16 protein-coding genes are annotated in these 14,738 nt (G+C 61.6%); 9 read left to right on the forward strand and 7 right to left on the reverse strand.

The window, feature by feature from the left end:
• Positions 1 to 106 precede the first annotated feature (106 nt).
• Positions 107 to 1,387 carry a TRAP transporter large permease gene (locus VG99_RS13095; protein ID WP_044500622.1) on the reverse strand — a complete coding sequence of 427 codons (1,281 nt, stop codon included), beginning with the start codon at positions 1,385 to 1,387 and terminating at the stop codon, positions 107 to 109.
• Positions 1,387 to 1,980 carry a TRAP transporter small permease gene (locus VG99_RS13100; RefSeq protein WP_076939755.1) on the reverse strand — a complete coding sequence of 198 codons (594 nt, stop codon included), beginning with the start codon at positions 1,978 to 1,980 and terminating at the stop codon, positions 1,387 to 1,389. The genes VG99_RS13095 and VG99_RS13100 overlap by 1 nt, the downstream gene beginning before the upstream one ends.
• Before the next feature lie 185 nt (positions 1,981 to 2,165).
• On the opposite strand from VG99_RS13100, the gene VG99_RS13105 reads away from it, so the two are divergent.
• The 3 genes from VG99_RS13105 to dcd all read left to right on the forward strand — a co-directional run bounded on the left by VG99_RS13105 (position 2,166) and on the right by dcd (position 5,321).
• Entirely contained in the window at positions 2,166 to 3,362 is a 1,197-nt protein-coding gene (locus tag VG99_RS13105) for a TRAP transporter substrate-binding protein (protein ID WP_082050051.1), read from the forward strand.
• A 68-nt stretch (positions 3,363 to 3,430) separates the two neighbouring features.
• Complete coding sequence (gene apbC, locus VG99_RS13110) at positions 3,431 to 4,522, forward strand: iron-sulfur cluster carrier protein ApbC (protein WP_044500624.1); 1,092 nt, start codon at positions 3,431 to 3,433, stop codon at positions 4,520 to 4,522.
• Positions 4,523 to 4,754: 232 nt separating this feature from the next.
• Positions 4,755 to 5,321 (forward strand): dCTP deaminase, encoded by a 567-nt coding sequence (gene dcd / locus VG99_RS13115; protein ID WP_044500626.1) that lies wholly within the window; start codon positions 4,755 to 4,757, stop codon positions 5,319 to 5,321.
• Between the two features lie 143 nt (positions 5,322 to 5,464).
• Here the strand turns inward: dcd and VG99_RS13120 are convergent, their stop codons facing one another.
• Complete coding sequence (locus VG99_RS13120) at positions 5,465 to 6,187, reverse strand: TorF family putative porin (RefSeq protein ID WP_044500628.1); 723 nt, start codon at positions 6,185 to 6,187, stop codon at positions 5,465 to 5,467.
• A 265-nt stretch (positions 6,188 to 6,452) separates the two neighbouring features.
• On the opposite strand from VG99_RS13120, the gene VG99_RS13125 reads away from it, so the two are divergent.
• The 4 genes from VG99_RS13125 to VG99_RS13140 all read left to right on the forward strand — a co-directional run bounded on the left by VG99_RS13125 (position 6,453) and on the right by VG99_RS13140 (position 9,532).
• The gene (locus tag VG99_RS13125) at positions 6,453 to 6,881 is read left to right on the forward strand and encodes a universal stress protein (protein WP_044500630.1); all 429 of its coding nucleotides are present in this window, start codon (positions 6,453 to 6,455) and stop codon (positions 6,879 to 6,881) included.
• 63 nt (positions 6,882 to 6,944) lie between these two features.
• A complete protein-coding gene (locus VG99_RS13130) occupies positions 6,945 to 7,124 on the forward strand; it encodes a CsbD family protein (RefSeq protein ID WP_044500632.1) in 180 nt (59 codons plus the stop codon).
• A gap of 99 nt (positions 7,125 to 7,223) precedes the next feature.
• Positions 7,224 to 7,940 carry a response regulator gene (locus tag VG99_RS13135; protein WP_044500634.1) on the forward strand — a complete coding sequence of 239 codons (717 nt, stop codon included), beginning with the start codon at positions 7,224 to 7,226 and terminating at the stop codon, positions 7,938 to 7,940.
• On the forward strand, positions 7,937 to 9,532 hold the full coding sequence (locus VG99_RS13140) for an ATP-binding protein (RefSeq protein ID WP_044500636.1): 1,596 nt from the start codon (positions 7,937 to 7,939) through the stop codon (positions 9,530 to 9,532). Before VG99_RS13135 ends, VG99_RS13140 begins: the two co-directional genes overlap by 4 nt.
• Here VG99_RS13140 and VG99_RS13145 read toward each other — a convergent pair.
• The 3 genes from VG99_RS13145 to VG99_RS13155 all read right to left on the reverse strand — a co-directional run bounded on the left by VG99_RS13145 (position 9,529) and on the right by VG99_RS13155 (position 12,551).
• Positions 9,529 to 10,152, reverse strand: a complete 624-nt coding sequence (locus VG99_RS13145) for a QsdR family transcriptional regulator (RefSeq protein ID WP_052508805.1) — start codon at positions 10,150 to 10,152, stop codon at positions 9,529 to 9,531. The two genes, VG99_RS13140 and VG99_RS13145, sit on opposite strands and share 4 nt — an antisense overlap.
• A 233-nt stretch (positions 10,153 to 10,385) precedes the next feature.
• A complete protein-coding gene (locus VG99_RS13150; protein WP_044500638.1) occupies positions 10,386 to 11,255 on the reverse strand; it encodes a poly(ethylene terephthalate) hydrolase family protein in 870 nt (289 codons plus the stop codon).
• Between the two features lie 375 nt (positions 11,256 to 11,630).
• Complete coding sequence (locus VG99_RS13155; protein WP_044500640.1) at positions 11,631 to 12,551, reverse strand: LysR family transcriptional regulator; 921 nt, start codon at positions 12,549 to 12,551, stop codon at positions 11,631 to 11,633.
• A gap of 390 nt (positions 12,552 to 12,941) precedes the next feature.
• Between VG99_RS13155 and rlmM the strand changes: the two genes are divergently transcribed.
• Positions 12,942 to 14,027 carry a 23S rRNA (cytidine(2498)-2'-O)-methyltransferase RlmM gene (rlmM, locus tag VG99_RS13160; protein ID WP_044500642.1) on the forward strand — a complete coding sequence of 362 codons (1,086 nt, stop codon included), beginning with the start codon at positions 12,942 to 12,944 and terminating at the stop codon, positions 14,025 to 14,027.
• Positions 14,028 to 14,088: 61 nt separating this feature from the next.
• On the opposite strand, the gene VG99_RS13165 is transcribed toward rlmM, so the two are convergent.
• Complete coding sequence (locus VG99_RS13165; protein WP_044500644.1) at positions 14,089 to 14,373, reverse strand: antibiotic biosynthesis monooxygenase family protein; 285 nt, start codon at positions 14,371 to 14,373, stop codon at positions 14,089 to 14,091.
• A gap of 110 nt (positions 14,374 to 14,483) precedes the next feature.
• Between VG99_RS13165 and tusA the strand changes: the two genes are divergently transcribed.
• On the forward strand, positions 14,484 to 14,723 hold the full coding sequence (gene tusA / locus VG99_RS13170; protein WP_044500645.1) for a sulfurtransferase TusA: 240 nt from the start codon (positions 14,484 to 14,486) through the stop codon (positions 14,721 to 14,723).
• The last annotated feature ends 15 nt before the right edge of the window (positions 14,724 to 14,738 follow it).

A 14,738-nucleotide genomic window follows, 5' to 3' on the forward strand; every position in this document is an offset into this window, starting at 1 on the left:
CGTTGTTATACGTCGTCCTTGGCATCATCAAGACAAAGCTGTCTCAATGTGCGACTAGTCACCTTATCGGCAGAACTGTCTCAAACAATAGTAATTTTTTGTAATGCTAACTGGCCAGCGAGGGCAGCCACAGGGAGATGGAGGGGAACAGGATCAGGATGACGGTCGCCAGTACCAGCAGCGCGATAAAGGGCGGCGTACCACGGATCACGTCGAAGTAGGGTCGGCGGAAAATTGCCATCGCCGTGAAGATATCGCAGCCGAAGGGCGGGGTGGCCGAGCCGATAGCCGCCTGCAGGGCCACGATGATGCCCACATGCACCGGATCCAGCCCGGCGGCCGCGACAGCGGGCTTGAACAGCGGTGTGAGGATCAGGATCACGACGATGGGATCGACGAACATGCAGCCAATGAAAAAGGACACGGCAATCAGCGACAGCACCAGCACCTGGCTATGGCCGATGTCGGCGATGATCGGATTGAGGATGGCCTGGGGGATGCCCGCGAAGGAAATGGTATAGGTAAACGCATTGCCCGCAGCCACCAGGATGAACACCACCGCCGTGATCAGTCCGGTCGACAGCGCCACATCCCACAATTGCGTTACTTTCACCGAGCGCAGGATCGCCACTTCCAGTATCACCGCGTAGAGCACCGCAATGGCGGCGGCCTCAGTCGGGCTGAAGAAACCGCCGTAGATGCCGCCCACCACTACTACCGGAAAGCCCAGCGGCAGCAGTGCCTTCTTCAGTGCGCGCCAGCGGTACAGCCAGGTGGCCTTGGGCTCGGGCTCGATGCCCATGCGGATCGACGCGATCCAGCAGTAGAGGGAAAACAGCACCAGCAGCAACAAGCCGGGCAGGATACCGGCGATAAACAGATCGCCGATGGATGCGCCGGACACCACGCCATAGATGATCAGCCCGATACTGGGCGGGATCAGCAGGGCGATGTCACTGGCATTGATGATCAGGGCGATGCTGAACTTGTCCGAATAGCCCTTCTCCAGCAGCTTGGGCCGCATCGGCCCGCCCATGGCCACCACAGTCGCCTGGGTCGAGCCCGACACCGCGCCGAACAGGGTGCAACTGACCGCTGTGGTGATCGGCAGGCCGCCGCGCAAATGGCCGACGAAGCTCTGCACCAGATCCAGCAGGCGATTGGCCGTGTGGCCGCGGGTCATCACGTCTGCGGCGAAGATGAACAGCGGTACCGCCGCCAATGCCCAGGTCTGGACGCCGCTGATCATCTGGCCGATCAACAGGCCCACGTTGTCCATCTGCAGCACCAGGAACAGCAACATCAGGCTGGCCGCCAGCAGCGGCAGCATCATCGGAAAGCCCATCAACAGCAGGATCACGGTGACGATCAGGGTCAGGGCCAGCATCAGGGCGCTCCTGTCTCGGTGGCGGCGTCGACGGGCACCTCGTCATAACGCTCAAGCTCGGTGAAGGAGCGATAGAGCTGGCGCGAAGTGAGGTTGCGGGCGGCGGTCAGCCAGTATTGGATGCCGGCCAGGGCAAAGCCGATGGGCGCTATGGAGTAGGGGATCCACAGGGCAATGCCGAGCGCCGCCGAGCTGCGCCCCACGTTGCGGATGCTGCTGACGTAATCCCAGGCGTGCCAGGCGAGAAACAGCATCATCGCCCCGGATACCAGGCAGATCAGCACCAGCAGCGCCTTGCGCGCGCGGCCACGCAGCTGGTCGTAGAAGGCCGACATGGCGATATGGCGGGCCCGCCGCACCGCATAGCCCAGCCCGGCAAAGGTCATGATGATCAGGCTGAACTGGGTCAGCTCGACCTGCCCGGGTACGCCGCTGTCGAATAATTGCCGCGCCAGCACGTGCGCCACCAGCAGGCCGGTCATGAACAGCACGCTGGCGCCGAGAATCAGTTTCTCCAGCCCTTCGGTGAAGCGGTCGAGCACCATCAGTGCTCGGAACAGTGGGTTGGCCGGCGCATCCGCGGGCTTGGGCATATGATCCTTCCTGGTTCGGCAAATGGTGCGAGTATCGTTAGGGTACGAAGGGTAATCACCACCGCTGCGCTTGTTTTATTCAAAATACAGCATCTTTTTTCATTTGCACGGTCCATAAATGGACATCGGGAGCGTCTGTGGTACTGTTTCCCGTGCTTCGAAGAACAATACATGAGGAATGTTCCATGAAATGGCGAAATGGATGGGTAGGTGCTGCGGCATTGATTCTTGCGGCCTGCGGCGGCGACGATGAGCAGGAAAAAGCCCAGTCTGCGCGGGATGAACAGCCGGCCACCGGCCAGGTCGAGGTCTGGCGTTTCGGGTTGGAAGAGATCGAGGGCAGTGTTCAATATGAATATGCCAACCGCTTCGCGGAAATCATCAGTGAAAAGTCTGACGGACAAGTCGAAGTCCGCCTGTTCCCCTACGGCCAGCTCGGTGGCCTGACTGATATTTATGACCAGGTGCAGGCTGGATCGGTTCAGCTGGCGTTCGGCTCGGGCTTTCTCGGCGGCACCGTGCCGGAGTCCCAGCTGTTCAGCCTGAACTTCGTCCTCACCGACGATGAGCAGCTCAATACCCAACTGCTCAACGATGAACGCTTCCGCAAGCACGACGACCTGGTCGACGCCTTCCGCGAACGCAACCTGCATCCGCTGGCCATCGTGCCCGAGGGCTGGCAGGTCTGGACCGCCAACAAGCCGGTGCGCAAGCCCGAGGACTTTGCTGGCCTGTCCATCCGCACGATGGATAACCGCCTGCTGCGCGAAACCTACAGCGCCTACGGCGCCAACCCCACCACCATGGAATACGGCGAGCTCTACAGCGGCCTGCAGCTGGGCCAGCTCGACGCCAACATCCAGCCGGTGTTCGCCCACCAGGAAATGGATTTCTACCAGGTGCAGGACTACATGATCTTCGCCAACCAGGCGCAGTTCGTCGCCACCGTCATGGCCAACGCCGACTGGTACGACAACCTGTCCGATGACCAGGAGGAGATGATCGAGGAGGCCGTGGTCGAGCTGGTGCCCTATATCCACGACGTGCAGACCCGCCTCAACAGCGAGCGCCTGGATATCATCACCGAGAACAGCGACATCGAGATCATCCGCCTGACGCCGGAAGAGCGCGCGGTATTCCGCGAGCGCAGCCTGCCGGTGCGCGATGTGTTCGTCGAGATGGTGGGTGACCGTGGCGAGAACCTGCTGAACACCCTGCTCGAGCTGGTCGAAGAGGGCGCGCCGGAAACGGCGGGTGAGCCGGTGCCGGTAACCGACACCAATGACAGCATCTCCCCTGGCGAGTCGCCAACCCAGCCTGAGCTGGACCATACCGACAACGCTACGGATGACGCTGCCGAGTCGCGTACGCGTTCCGAGTGATCCGGCGTGGTCAATCGGCGTCCCAGGCAGTAGCATGGGAGCATCTTGTCTCCCATAGGATGTACGCCATGACGCAGATTGACCGCACCGCCGTAGAACAGGCCCTGGCCAGCTATCAGGACCCCTATCTAAAGACCGACCTGATCACCTCAGGCTGTCTGCGGTCGTTGCAGATCGACGGCGACCGGGTGCGCGCCGAGCTCGTCCTGGGCTATGCGGCGAACAACATCATCAATGGCATTGGTCAGATGCTCAAGGTGGCCGTGGAAAATGTGCCCGGCGTCGCCTCCGCGGAGATCAAGGTGCGCTGGGAAGTGGCCGCCGCTCCAGCCCAGGGCAGCATTCCCGGCCTGGCCAACGTGAAGAACATCATCGCTGTGGCCTCCGGCAAGGGCGGCGTCGGCAAGTCCACTACCGCGGTCAACCTGGCCCTGGCGCTGTCCGCCGAGGGCGCGCGGGTGGGGGTGCTGGACGCCGATATCTATGGCCCCAGCATGGGCATGATGCTCGGCGTGCCTTCCGGCACCCGGCCGCAGGTGCGCGACCAGAAGTTCTTCATTCCCCCGCGGGCCCATGGCGTGCAGGTCATGACCATGGCCTTCCTGGCCGACGACAACACCCCCATGGCCTGGCGCGGCCCCATGGTCTCCGGCGCGCTGATGCAGCTGCTGACCCAGAGCGCCTGGGAGGATCTGGATTACCTGGTCATCGACATGCCGCCGGGCACCGGCGACATCCAGCTGACCCTGGCGCAGAAAGTGCCCGTCACCGGTTCGGTCATCGTCACCACGCCCCAGGACATCGCCCTGCTGGATGCCCGCAAGGGGATCGAGATGTTCGGCAAGGTGAATATTCCGGTACTGGGCGTGGTGGAGAACATGGCCGTGCACATCTGTTCCAACTGCGGTCACGCCGAGCACCTGTTCGGTGAAGGCGGCGGGGAGCGGTTGTCGGACGAGTACGGTGTCGACCTGCTGGCGTCCATGCCGCTGTCGATGATGATCCGCGAGCAGGCCGACGGCGGCAAACCCACCGTCATCGCCGAACCCGAAAGCCAGATCAGCATGATCTACCAGGACATGGCCCGCCACGTCGGCGCCCGCATCGCCGCCCGCACCGGCATGAACGCCATGCCCGACATCAGCATCAGCGACGATTGATCGCCCAATCGCCCAATCGCCCAATCGCCCAATCGCCCCGAGGCGGGGCTCCTACAGGAACATGGGAGCCCGGTGCGGCTCCTTCATGTAGGAGGGGCGCCGATCGCCGGGTCGCCGGGTCGCCGGACCGCCTCGCCGCGATGGCATCCGCCAACTGCGCAAGGCTTTAGTGTCGGGACAATACCCGGTAATATGCAGCCCTCTTTTTAAACGCTTGGATCAGGACAAACCCATGAGCATCAAATCGGACCGTTGGATACGCCGCATGTCCCAGGAACATGGGATGATCGAACCCTTCGTCGAGCGCCAGGTGCGTGGCGAGGAGGGTGAGCGGGTGATTTCCTATGGGGTGTCCAGCTACGGCTACGACGTGCGCTGCGCCGACGAATTCAAGGTATTCACCAATATCCATTCGGCCACCGTCGATCCGAAGCACTTTGACGAGAAGAGCTTCGTCGACGTCAAGAGTGACGTGTGCATCATTCCGCCGAACTCCTTCGCCCTGGCGCGTACCGTGGAATACTTCCGCATCCCGCGCAACGTGCTGACCATCTGCCTGGGCAAGAGCACCTACGCCCGCTGCGGCATCATCGTCAACGTGACGCCGCTGGAGCCGGAGTGGGAAGGCCACGTAACCCTGGAGTTTTCCAACACGACTACCCTGCCGGCGAAGATCTACGCCAATGAAGGCGTGGCGCAGATGCTGTTCTTCGAATCCGACGAGGCCTGTGAAGTGTCCTACAAGGATCGGGGCGGCAAATACCAGGGCCAGCGCGGCGTCACCCTGCCGCGCGCCTGACCCTTCATGGAAAAAGGTCGAGCTTTACCTCGACCTTTTCTGGGATTGTCGCGACCCGGCGATCCCGACCCCGGTCTGGCAGCTCCCCCTGGGATTGTCGAGCACCAGCTCGACAGCGGGCGTGACTGCAACTGCGGTCAGAATCAGAACGAACGTGCCACCGACACAGTAACGTTGGAATCGCAGTACGTGGCCTTGCCGTACCACTCTTCACATGTGCCGTTTTTCAAACTGGTGTCCGAATACATCAACGCCAGGTCCAGACCGATAACGGTCTTGCTCAGCGACACTGCCCAATCCTGGTAACTCTCGCCACTTTCGACATCGCTCAGGCTGTCCTTGGTATCGGTATAACCGTAGTGCAAGCCCAGCGTCGTTTCGTAGGGCAGCGCAATGTCGTACCCGACGAAGCCGTAGATAGCGGAACTGGGGTGGTAGGCATATTTGGTGCCCACGGTCAGGTCATTGAAGCTCAGGCTGCCGATGACCTCGTAGGTGGTGTCACCATCGCCGCCTGGATATTCATATGCAGCCCAGGTCAGGTCGTAGCTGAGTGCGTCGGTAATGTCGCCCGCGTAGCCTGCGTAGTAGTCCCATTCAACACTGGCGCCGCCGAAGGCTTCGTCGTCAACGTTCGATGCCCAGGTGCCGATAAACAGGCCGCTCTCATGACTGATATCCAGCGATCCCTGGATGGCGCCCTTGCCGGCGGTCTGGGATTGGCCGCGCCAAATATAGTCCGATGCCAGGGTGACGCTCATGCTGGAGTCGATCCTACCCACTGCGGTATCGAAGGACTCCCCATGGGTCAGGCCCGTCACGGCCAGGGTGCTGAGGGCGGCAATGCAGGTGCTGAGCTTTTTCATAGTACTACTCCCTATCTATGATCCGGTATGGATCGGTTGGCTAATCTTCCTTGGCAAATACCTTGCCAACGTTATAAAAACTATATTAATCAGTAGGTTATGAAAAAAATTGCTGTGTGGGTAATGTAGGTGAACGCGGCCCTGCACCTTGCCGGTGCGCTTATTCTGCCAGGCGGCTACAACGCCCATTCTTGATGCAGATCACGGCCACAGGGTGATTAACCGACTATCCTTGATGCAGGACAGACAACGAAAGGGGATAGCTATGCAGAACGTATTGTTACCATTTGACGGCTCGTCATCGGCCAAGCGCGCGGTCGCCTACCTGGTAGAAGCCGCCCGGGCCTATCCGGACCTGCTGGTCCATGTGCTCAACGTCCAGCGCGAAGCCAACCTTTATGGCAACTACGTGCCGGCCAGCATGCTCGAGGATCTGCGCCAGGGCGCGCTCAAGCATGCCGCACAGGTCAACGCCGAAGCGGTGCAGATGCTGCAGGCAGCCTCCGTTCGCCATGAGACCCACGAGGTGGTGGGTGAGGTCGTCAGTGAAGTGGTCGCAGCCGTGAAGAAATACAACTGCGACACCGTGGTCATGGGCACGCGCGGCATGGGCAGCCTGGGCAACCTGGTTATGGGCTCGGTCGCCACTCGGGTAGTGCATGACGTGAAAGTACCGGTCCTTTTGGTTAAATAACTGAACCCCTGGTCGCTTCGCCTGGTCAGAGACTATGTACCCCACTGAAAGAGGTTTTGGATTATGAGTGCTACCAAAGACAAGGTGAAGGGCAAGGTCAATGAAGTGGTCGGCAAGACCAAACAGGCGAGCGACAAGCCGAGCACCAAGGCTGAAGGTCGCATGCAGGAGCGCAAGGGCGAAGCCCAGCAAGTGAAAGGGAAAGCCAAAGGCGCCCTGAAAGATCAGATCGACAAAGCCTGATCACCATCCGCTTGAACAAAGGCCGGCATTTCGCCGGCCTTTTTGTTTGCCGATGATACAATCTGCCTCTACTTCCGGATGTAACCCAAGGTAGCGGGAATGCAGGCAGATAAAGAACGTATTGTCATTGTCGAAGACGACATCAAGCTCGCCGCGCTGATCGGCGAGTTTCTCCAGTCGCAGGGCATGCGCGTCGAATTGATCGAGGACGGCACCGGGGCGGTTGAACGTATTCTGGCCGATCCGCCCGCGCTGGTAGTGCTGGACCTGATGTTGCCGGGCGAGGATGGCCTATCCATTTGCCGTCGCCTGCGCGAAGGCGGCTTTGCCCGGCCCATACTGATGCTGACCGCCCGCAGTGATGATCAGGACCATATCCAGGGCCTGGAGCAGGGCGCCGATGACTTTGTCGCCAAGCCAGTGCGCCCGCAGGTACTGCTGGCGCGCATCCGCGTATTACTGCGCCGGGCCGAAGCCGACACCGTCGCCGCGCCGCCGACCCGGCTCACCTTCGGCGCATTGGTAATTGACCACACCCGCCGCGAGGCCTGGCTGAACGAGGAACTGATCGACCTGACCGGCGCCGAATTCGATCTGTTGTGGCTGCTGGCGAGCAACGCCGGGCGGATTCTCAGCCGTGAAGAAACCTTCGTCGCCCTGCGCGGCATCGAATACGACGGCCAGGACCGCTCCATCGATGTGCGCATCTCCCGCATCCGTCCCAAGATTGGCGATGATCCCGACATGCCGCGCCTGATCAAGACGGTGCGCAGCAAGGGTTACCTGTTCGTTGCACCCGAGCCGAACCTGCCGTGAACTCGATCTTCTTCCGCGTCTATGGCGGGATGCTGCTAGTACTGGTCACGGTGTCACTGGTCGCGCTGATGAGTGTCCACCTGATCAATGGCGTGCGTGTAGAGGACTACCGCGAGCGCATCGCCAGCGGCACCTTCCGGTTGATGGCCGACAATCTCCAGCCAATGGACGCCTCTGAGCGGCTGCAGGCGTTGAACCTGTGGGAGCGGCTGATGGGCGTGCCGCTGGAACTGCACACCCTGGAGGATCTGCAGCTGGATGCCTCCAGCTGGAACAAGCTGATCCGCGGTCGGGTGCTGGTCCGGCCGGCCGAGCAGGAAGAGGTGCAGGTACTGGCGTTGGTGGATATGACCGGAGAGGTGGTGCTGACTGCGGACATCCAGCACATCTCCGAGCAACTGGGCCGCGCCACGCTGTTTCTCATCGCCGACGAACTGGTCCGTCGGCCCGAGTCCGACATGCCGGCCCGGCTGCAGGAAATACGCCGGGAGAAGGGCTTTGGCTATCCTTTGCAACTGACCCGGCGCCACGAATCCAACCTCGAGCCGGATCAGCTGCGCCGCCTGGACGAAAGTGACACCGTCATGACGCTCGGGCCGGATGGCTACTCCATCATGCTGTATCTGCGGATTCCCGACACCCAATGGATTCTGCACCTGGGGCCGCTGTATCAGCTGAGTCCGTATCCGCCGGAGCTGTTGATCATCATGGGGTTGTTGGGCCTGAGCCTGATTGGTCTGTTGATCTACCTGCTGGTGCGCCAGCTCGAGCAGCGACTGCGCGAGCTGGAGTCCGCCGCGGTGCATATCAGCAGCGGCAATCTGGATGTGCGGGTGCATATCGACACCGAGGACTCGGTTGGCCGGCTGGCCCGGGCGTTCAATGAAATGGCTGGGCATGTGCAGCGGCTGATGCGCATCCAGCGGGAAACCATCGGCGCCGTCTCCCATGAGCTGCGCACCCCGGTGGCGCGCCTGCGCTTCGGCCTGGAGATGCTCGAAACCGCCGACAGCCCGGAAGATCGCAAACGCTTCGTCGACGGCATGGATGGCGACCTGAGCGAACTGGACCGCCTAGTCGACGAGATCCTCACCTACGCCCGACTGGAGCAGGGCGCACCCGCCATTACCATGAAGGGCACCAACATCCCACGCATGGTGGACCAGGTGATCGCCGAGCTGGCGCCGCTGGATGCCACCATTCAGCTGGAGCACGTCGACAATTCCTGGGGGCTTGGTCGCCATGTGGACGCCGAGCCGCGCTACATCCAGCGGGCGATCACCAACCTGATCAGCAACGGCATGCGCCACGCGGTGAGCAAGGTCCAGATCACCACTCGGGTGCAGCACGGGCTGTGTCGAATATTCATCGAAGATGACGGCCCGGGTATTCCCGAAGCCTACCGGGAGAAGATCTTCACGCCCTTCATGCGCATGGATTTGAGCCGCACGCGTGCATCGGGCGGCTACGGGCTGGGCTTGTCCATCGTGCGCCGGATCATGTACTGGCACAGTGGCCGGGCGAAGGCGGAATCATCGCAGGCCCTCGGCGGAGCCTGCTTTATCATCGAGTGGCCGCTGCGGCGACGTTAACGGGTGTGACCGTTGACCAGCAGACGGAACGCCTGGCCAGCACGCTCCGGATCCGGTGTGCGACCGCAGATCAGGTCACAATAGATAGCGCCTTCCCCGATACGGATGATGTAGTAGGCCAGGCTGTCGGCGTCCATCTCCGGGTTGATCCGCCCGGCCTGGATTTCTTCCTCAAACAGCGCCTGCCATTCATCGATCAGGCGTTGCTGCAGGCCCGAGACATTGGACGTCAGTAACTGCAGGCCCCACTGGGGCTCGCTCGCCAAAAAGTCATGCATCGGCTTGGCGTTGATCAGCGCGATATTCACATCGGTATAGATCTGATGGAGGAAATCGATGCCCTTCTCGGGGTGGTCAGTGCGGGCCTTCTCGATCGCCTGGTCGTAGATGCTCTTGTACAGGGACCAGAGGATCTCACCCATCAGCAGGTCCTTGTTACCCACCCAGCGCATCAGCGTGGCACGGCCGATGCCCAGTTCCTCGGCGAGCAGCGACAGGTTCAGCCGCCGACCTTCAAGCCACCAACGGCGGGCCATGCGAAAAGCAGTGAGCGGCGTCGCGCGCTCATCGGATTTGCGTTGGGACAGAGCCAGTGACAGGGGTGTGGCTGGGGTACTCATAGGGTGCGCCTTGGTGTCGTATGCCTAAAATAATGGCTGGATGATACCAAGGATAAAAGTGTCCCGTCCATGGTAAAACCGAATGCGACCGTGCGGTCCGCAAGTCAGTAATGACGCGAGACAAATGGTGGGGCAGCGAGGCGGCGGGTTTAGAGCCCCGGCGGCAGGTCAAGCACAGGGCCGGTCCCGTGTAAGCGACCGGCCCTGTGCTGCCCTTGGCTCAGTTCAAGGCGTCAATTGATGCCCTTGCGCTGAACATCCCAGCGGCTGTCGCGGCACAGGCCGCAGTTGCTGCCGTAGAAGGTGCTCTCTGCAGTCTCGTCATCCATCAGGTGATAACGCATCCAGGCGGTGGACGGCCCACGATAATCGCCACCGTTGCCTACCGGCTCGAAGTGGCTGACCGAACGCCGCTCACCCCAGAACACCGGCACGTTGGCCCGGTTGAATACCGGCCGCGCATTGAGGGTAGGGGAGGCAATGGTGTCGCCGCCCCCGGTCATCAGGAACATCGGACCACTCTGGTTGCTTTGGGACGAGCTGCGATGGCCCAGGCCAATGGTGTACGGCTGGAAGGGGGCAGTCGCTGTCACGCGGCTGTCCTGGCCCGCCATGATGCTGCCGCCACCACCCTGGGAGTGACCGGCCGTGGCGACGCGGTTGACGTTCAGCTTGCCGGCGAAGGTACCGGTGCTGCGGCCGTTCTGGTCGACCAGGTAATCGAGGCAGTCGATCATTTCCTCGCCAGAGCCGGCGTTGGAAGTACGCGCCGCAGCCACCACGAACCCGTGGCTGGCCCAATGCTCCAGCAGGCTACCGTAAGTGCTGGGTGAGCTACCGGTGCCATTGCCCCAGAGAATGATGGGATGGCGCAGACCATTTTCGCCCAGGGTGCGCGGCCGATAGACGGCGCAAGTGGTGTTGACGTTGCTGTTGGTAACCGAAAAGGGACCGCTGGCAGCGAAATCGGACACGCCGGGGAAGCCAGAACCTGTGCCTGGATCAGGATCAGGATCAGGGTTGCCAGGGTTGGTCGCCATGGCACCGGCGGAGAGCAACATGCCCAGAGCCAGACCGGTCAACTTGAGTGCAGGTGCTTTCATGAGGAGGGATCTCTTGTTGGTTTTGTTTTTAGGGATAGCAGGCCAGCATTCGCCAGCCCGAGACAAACCCTAGACTCTGGTTCGAAAGACGACACTCGCCTATAAGGGTGAAAAGTGAGACAGGTTGATGTATTTCTCGTTTTTAGCGTAACGGTCTCATTATGATGGCAAAGTGCTAATGCGAGACGGTTTTCTGATTCAGAGTGCTCGGATAGTTCTAGAAGACAACCCAAGGCGCCCTCAGCCCGCCGGTACCGGCGCGGCGGTCTACAATCCTGCAAGCAACACGAATCGTAGGAGGCGCGACCCCGCGGCGAATGCGGGCCGCCAGGACCGCCACCATCAGCGCGCAGGACATTTCATATCAGCTCCCCCTCACCCCGTCTTCGCCGTCACCCCTTCCAGAGTCGCAAAAGAGATGTCTTTGGCGGTCAACAAGAAATCCTGCATATAGGACATATCCAACATATCCTCCCGCACCGCCGCGTAGAGCGTGCCAAACAGCCCGTCGCGCCCCAACGGCCGGGCGCTGACGTAGCCCCGCTGCAGATATTCGGTGATCGCCCAATTCGGCAGGCAGCACACGCCGCGGCCGGAGGCCACCAGCTGCATCATCATGATGGTCAGCTCGGCATTGCGCACATCCGCGGGCTCGACGCCGGCAGGCTCCAGGAACTGGGTGAAGATATCCAGGCGGTTACGCTCCACCGGATAGCAGATCAATGTCTCACCCGCCAGATCCTGCGGTTCGATATAACTGCGCTCGGTCAGCCGATGCTGATTACCGATCGCCAACATCGCCTGGTAGGTAAACAGCGGCACATAACTGAGCCCCGGAATGTCCTGCGGATCGGACGTCACCACCAGGTCCAGCTCGCCGCGCGCCAGGGCGGGGAGGGGCGCAAAGAAGAACCCGGAAGCAAAGTCCACCTCCACCTCGGGCCAGGCATTGCGGAACTGGTCGATGGTCGGCATCAACCACTGGAAGCAGCTGTGACACTCGATCGCCATATGCAGCCGGCCAGCCTGGCCACCCGACAACCGCTGCAGATCCCGCTCCGCCTGGCGCACCTGGGGCAGCACATTGTCCGCCAACCGCAGCAACCGCAGCCCGGCGGTGGTGAAGCGGATCGGCTTGGTCTTGCGCACAAACAGACTGGCGCCCAGGCGCTGTTCCAGGTCCTTCAGCTGGTGGGATAGCGCCGACTGCGTCAAATGCAACCGCTCCGACGCTTCCACCAGGCTGCCGGCCTCGCGCAGGGTGGCCAATGTCCGAAGATGGCGAAGTTCGAGCATGTCTGATCTCTCATCATGAGTAAAATCGAAGTTTACCATTTAGATGATGAGTATGATTCATTACTTGCAGGCTTTGATCGGTTGCCTTATGTAGCGGTAGTGGCGGAAGAGATTGCCGGGCGGTGCGCGGGCTGAGGGGCTGACTGATGGGCTCCCCCCTCTCCCCAACCCTCTCCCGCGAGGGGAGAGGGAGTTTTGTCTGTGCATGCTGCGAGCTGGAAGTACTTCCGCGGCTTCTCAGCAATAGTCACCCCTCTCCCCTCGCGGGAGAGGGGCCGGGGGAGAGGGGGAGCGGGGTCCGCCAACTATCTGCCACCCCGCGACCAATGCCGCTGGTACAGCCGCCCCCGCGGCGTTAAAGTAGCGCCCGATCTTTCCTTGGGGTTTGCCATGCAGGAATTGTTGTTGCACTGCCGTCCGGGCTTTGAAAGTGAGGCCGCTGCCGAGATGCAGGAGTTGTCCGCGCAGAAGGGCATTGCCGGCTATCCCATCACCCGCGACGGCGCGGCGGTGGTGCGGTTTGTCTGCCCGGAAGAGGGCGATGCCGGACGCTTGATGCGCAAGCTCGACTTTCGCCAGTTGATCTTCGTTCGCCAGTGGGCCGTTGGCACCTGGCTCGACGTGCCGGCTGAGGATCGCATCTCGCCGATCATCACCGCCTGCTCCAAGGGCCCCATTGCGTCCAGCGTCTGGCTGGAAACCGCCGATACCAACGACGGCAAGGCCCTGGCCGCGCTGACCAAGAAACTTGGCCGCCCGCTGGAAACCGCCCTCACCAAGACCCGTTTCGTGCGCCCGAACAAGAGCGACGCACCGCGCCTGCACGTCTGCTTCGAAAGCGGCGAACGGCTCTTTGTCGGCTGGTCCTGGGCTGGTAATTCGGCACCCTGGCCGATGGGCATTCCCCGCCTCAAGGTCCCCCGCGAAGCGCCCAGCCGCTCGACCCTCAAACTCGAAGAAGCCTGGCACCACTTCATCCCCCGGGAAGAATGGGACCAGCGACTCGCCCCGGGCATGACCGCTGTCGACCTCGGCGCGGCACCCGGCGGCTGGACCTGGCAGTTGGTCAACCGCCACATGAAAGTCACTGCGGTGGACAACGGCCCCATGGCCAAGAGCCTGATGGACAGCGGCCAGGTCGAGCACGTGGAGGCCGACGGCTACATGTTCAAGCCGAAGAAGCCGGTGCAATGGCTGGTCTGTGACATCGTCGACAAGCCCGCCCGCAGCAGCGCCATGCTCGCCCGCTGGCTGACCCGCGGCTGGTGCCGTGAAGCCATCGTCAACTTCAAGCTGCCGATGAAACAGCGTTACCGGGAAGTGGTGCAGTGTCTGGAGCATGTCCAGGACGCGCTGGACGAAGCCGGCATCCGCGCGACCATCGCCTGCAAGCAGCTGTATACCGATCGGGAAGAAGTGACCTGCCATGTGCGGATCGTGCATGCGGGGAGTTATCGGGTGATGAGCGATCACTGATCGCCCATTCCCAAGCCGTGCGAACGCGTCGCGGGCATCAGCCCGCCACGCAGTCAGGAGCCTACAAGGGCTCCAGCAAGGTGATCTTCTCTTCCTCCAGCAATAACGGCGCGAAGGCGTCCAGGCACTCCCGCCGCTCCGGCGACTGCTCCCAGCGTTCCCACGAATGATAGTTCTGCCAGGTGACGATCACGAAGCGGTAATTGGGCCGCTGCATATCGATGAACGACTCCCCGAACAGGTAACCCGGCGACTGAATGGCCCGCTGCAGGATATTACGGGCGGCCGCTTCGTAGGGTACTTCCAGCCCTTCGGCAATGACGCGTTCGATCAACACCTTGATCATGGGTGCTCCTTGATGGCGGATGGTAACCACAGTGTTGACCGGGACGCGCCGACTGGCAAGTGCCTGGCCTTTTGCGGATAATTCAGCCTTACGTTTCAGAGCTGTCTGCCATGCCCAACGAATTTGCTACCCAACTCGACACCCGCGGCCTGATGTGCCCCGAGCCGGTAATGCTGCTGCATAACGCGGTGCGCGACATCGCCGCCGGCGAATGCCTCCAGGTGCTCGCCACCGACCCCTCAACGCAGCGGGATATACCGCGGTTCTGCAGTTTTCTTGGCCACGAGCTGGTGGAGCAGGGGGAGGGGGATGGCGAGTTCTGGTATGTGATACGCAAGGGCGAGGGGTGATCGCAGAAGTACCAG

It is taken from the genome of Pseudomonas saudimassiliensis (assembly GCF_000939975.1).
Taxonomy (GTDB): domain Bacteria; phylum Pseudomonadota; class Gammaproteobacteria; order Pseudomonadales; family Pseudomonadaceae; genus Halopseudomonas; species Halopseudomonas saudimassiliensis.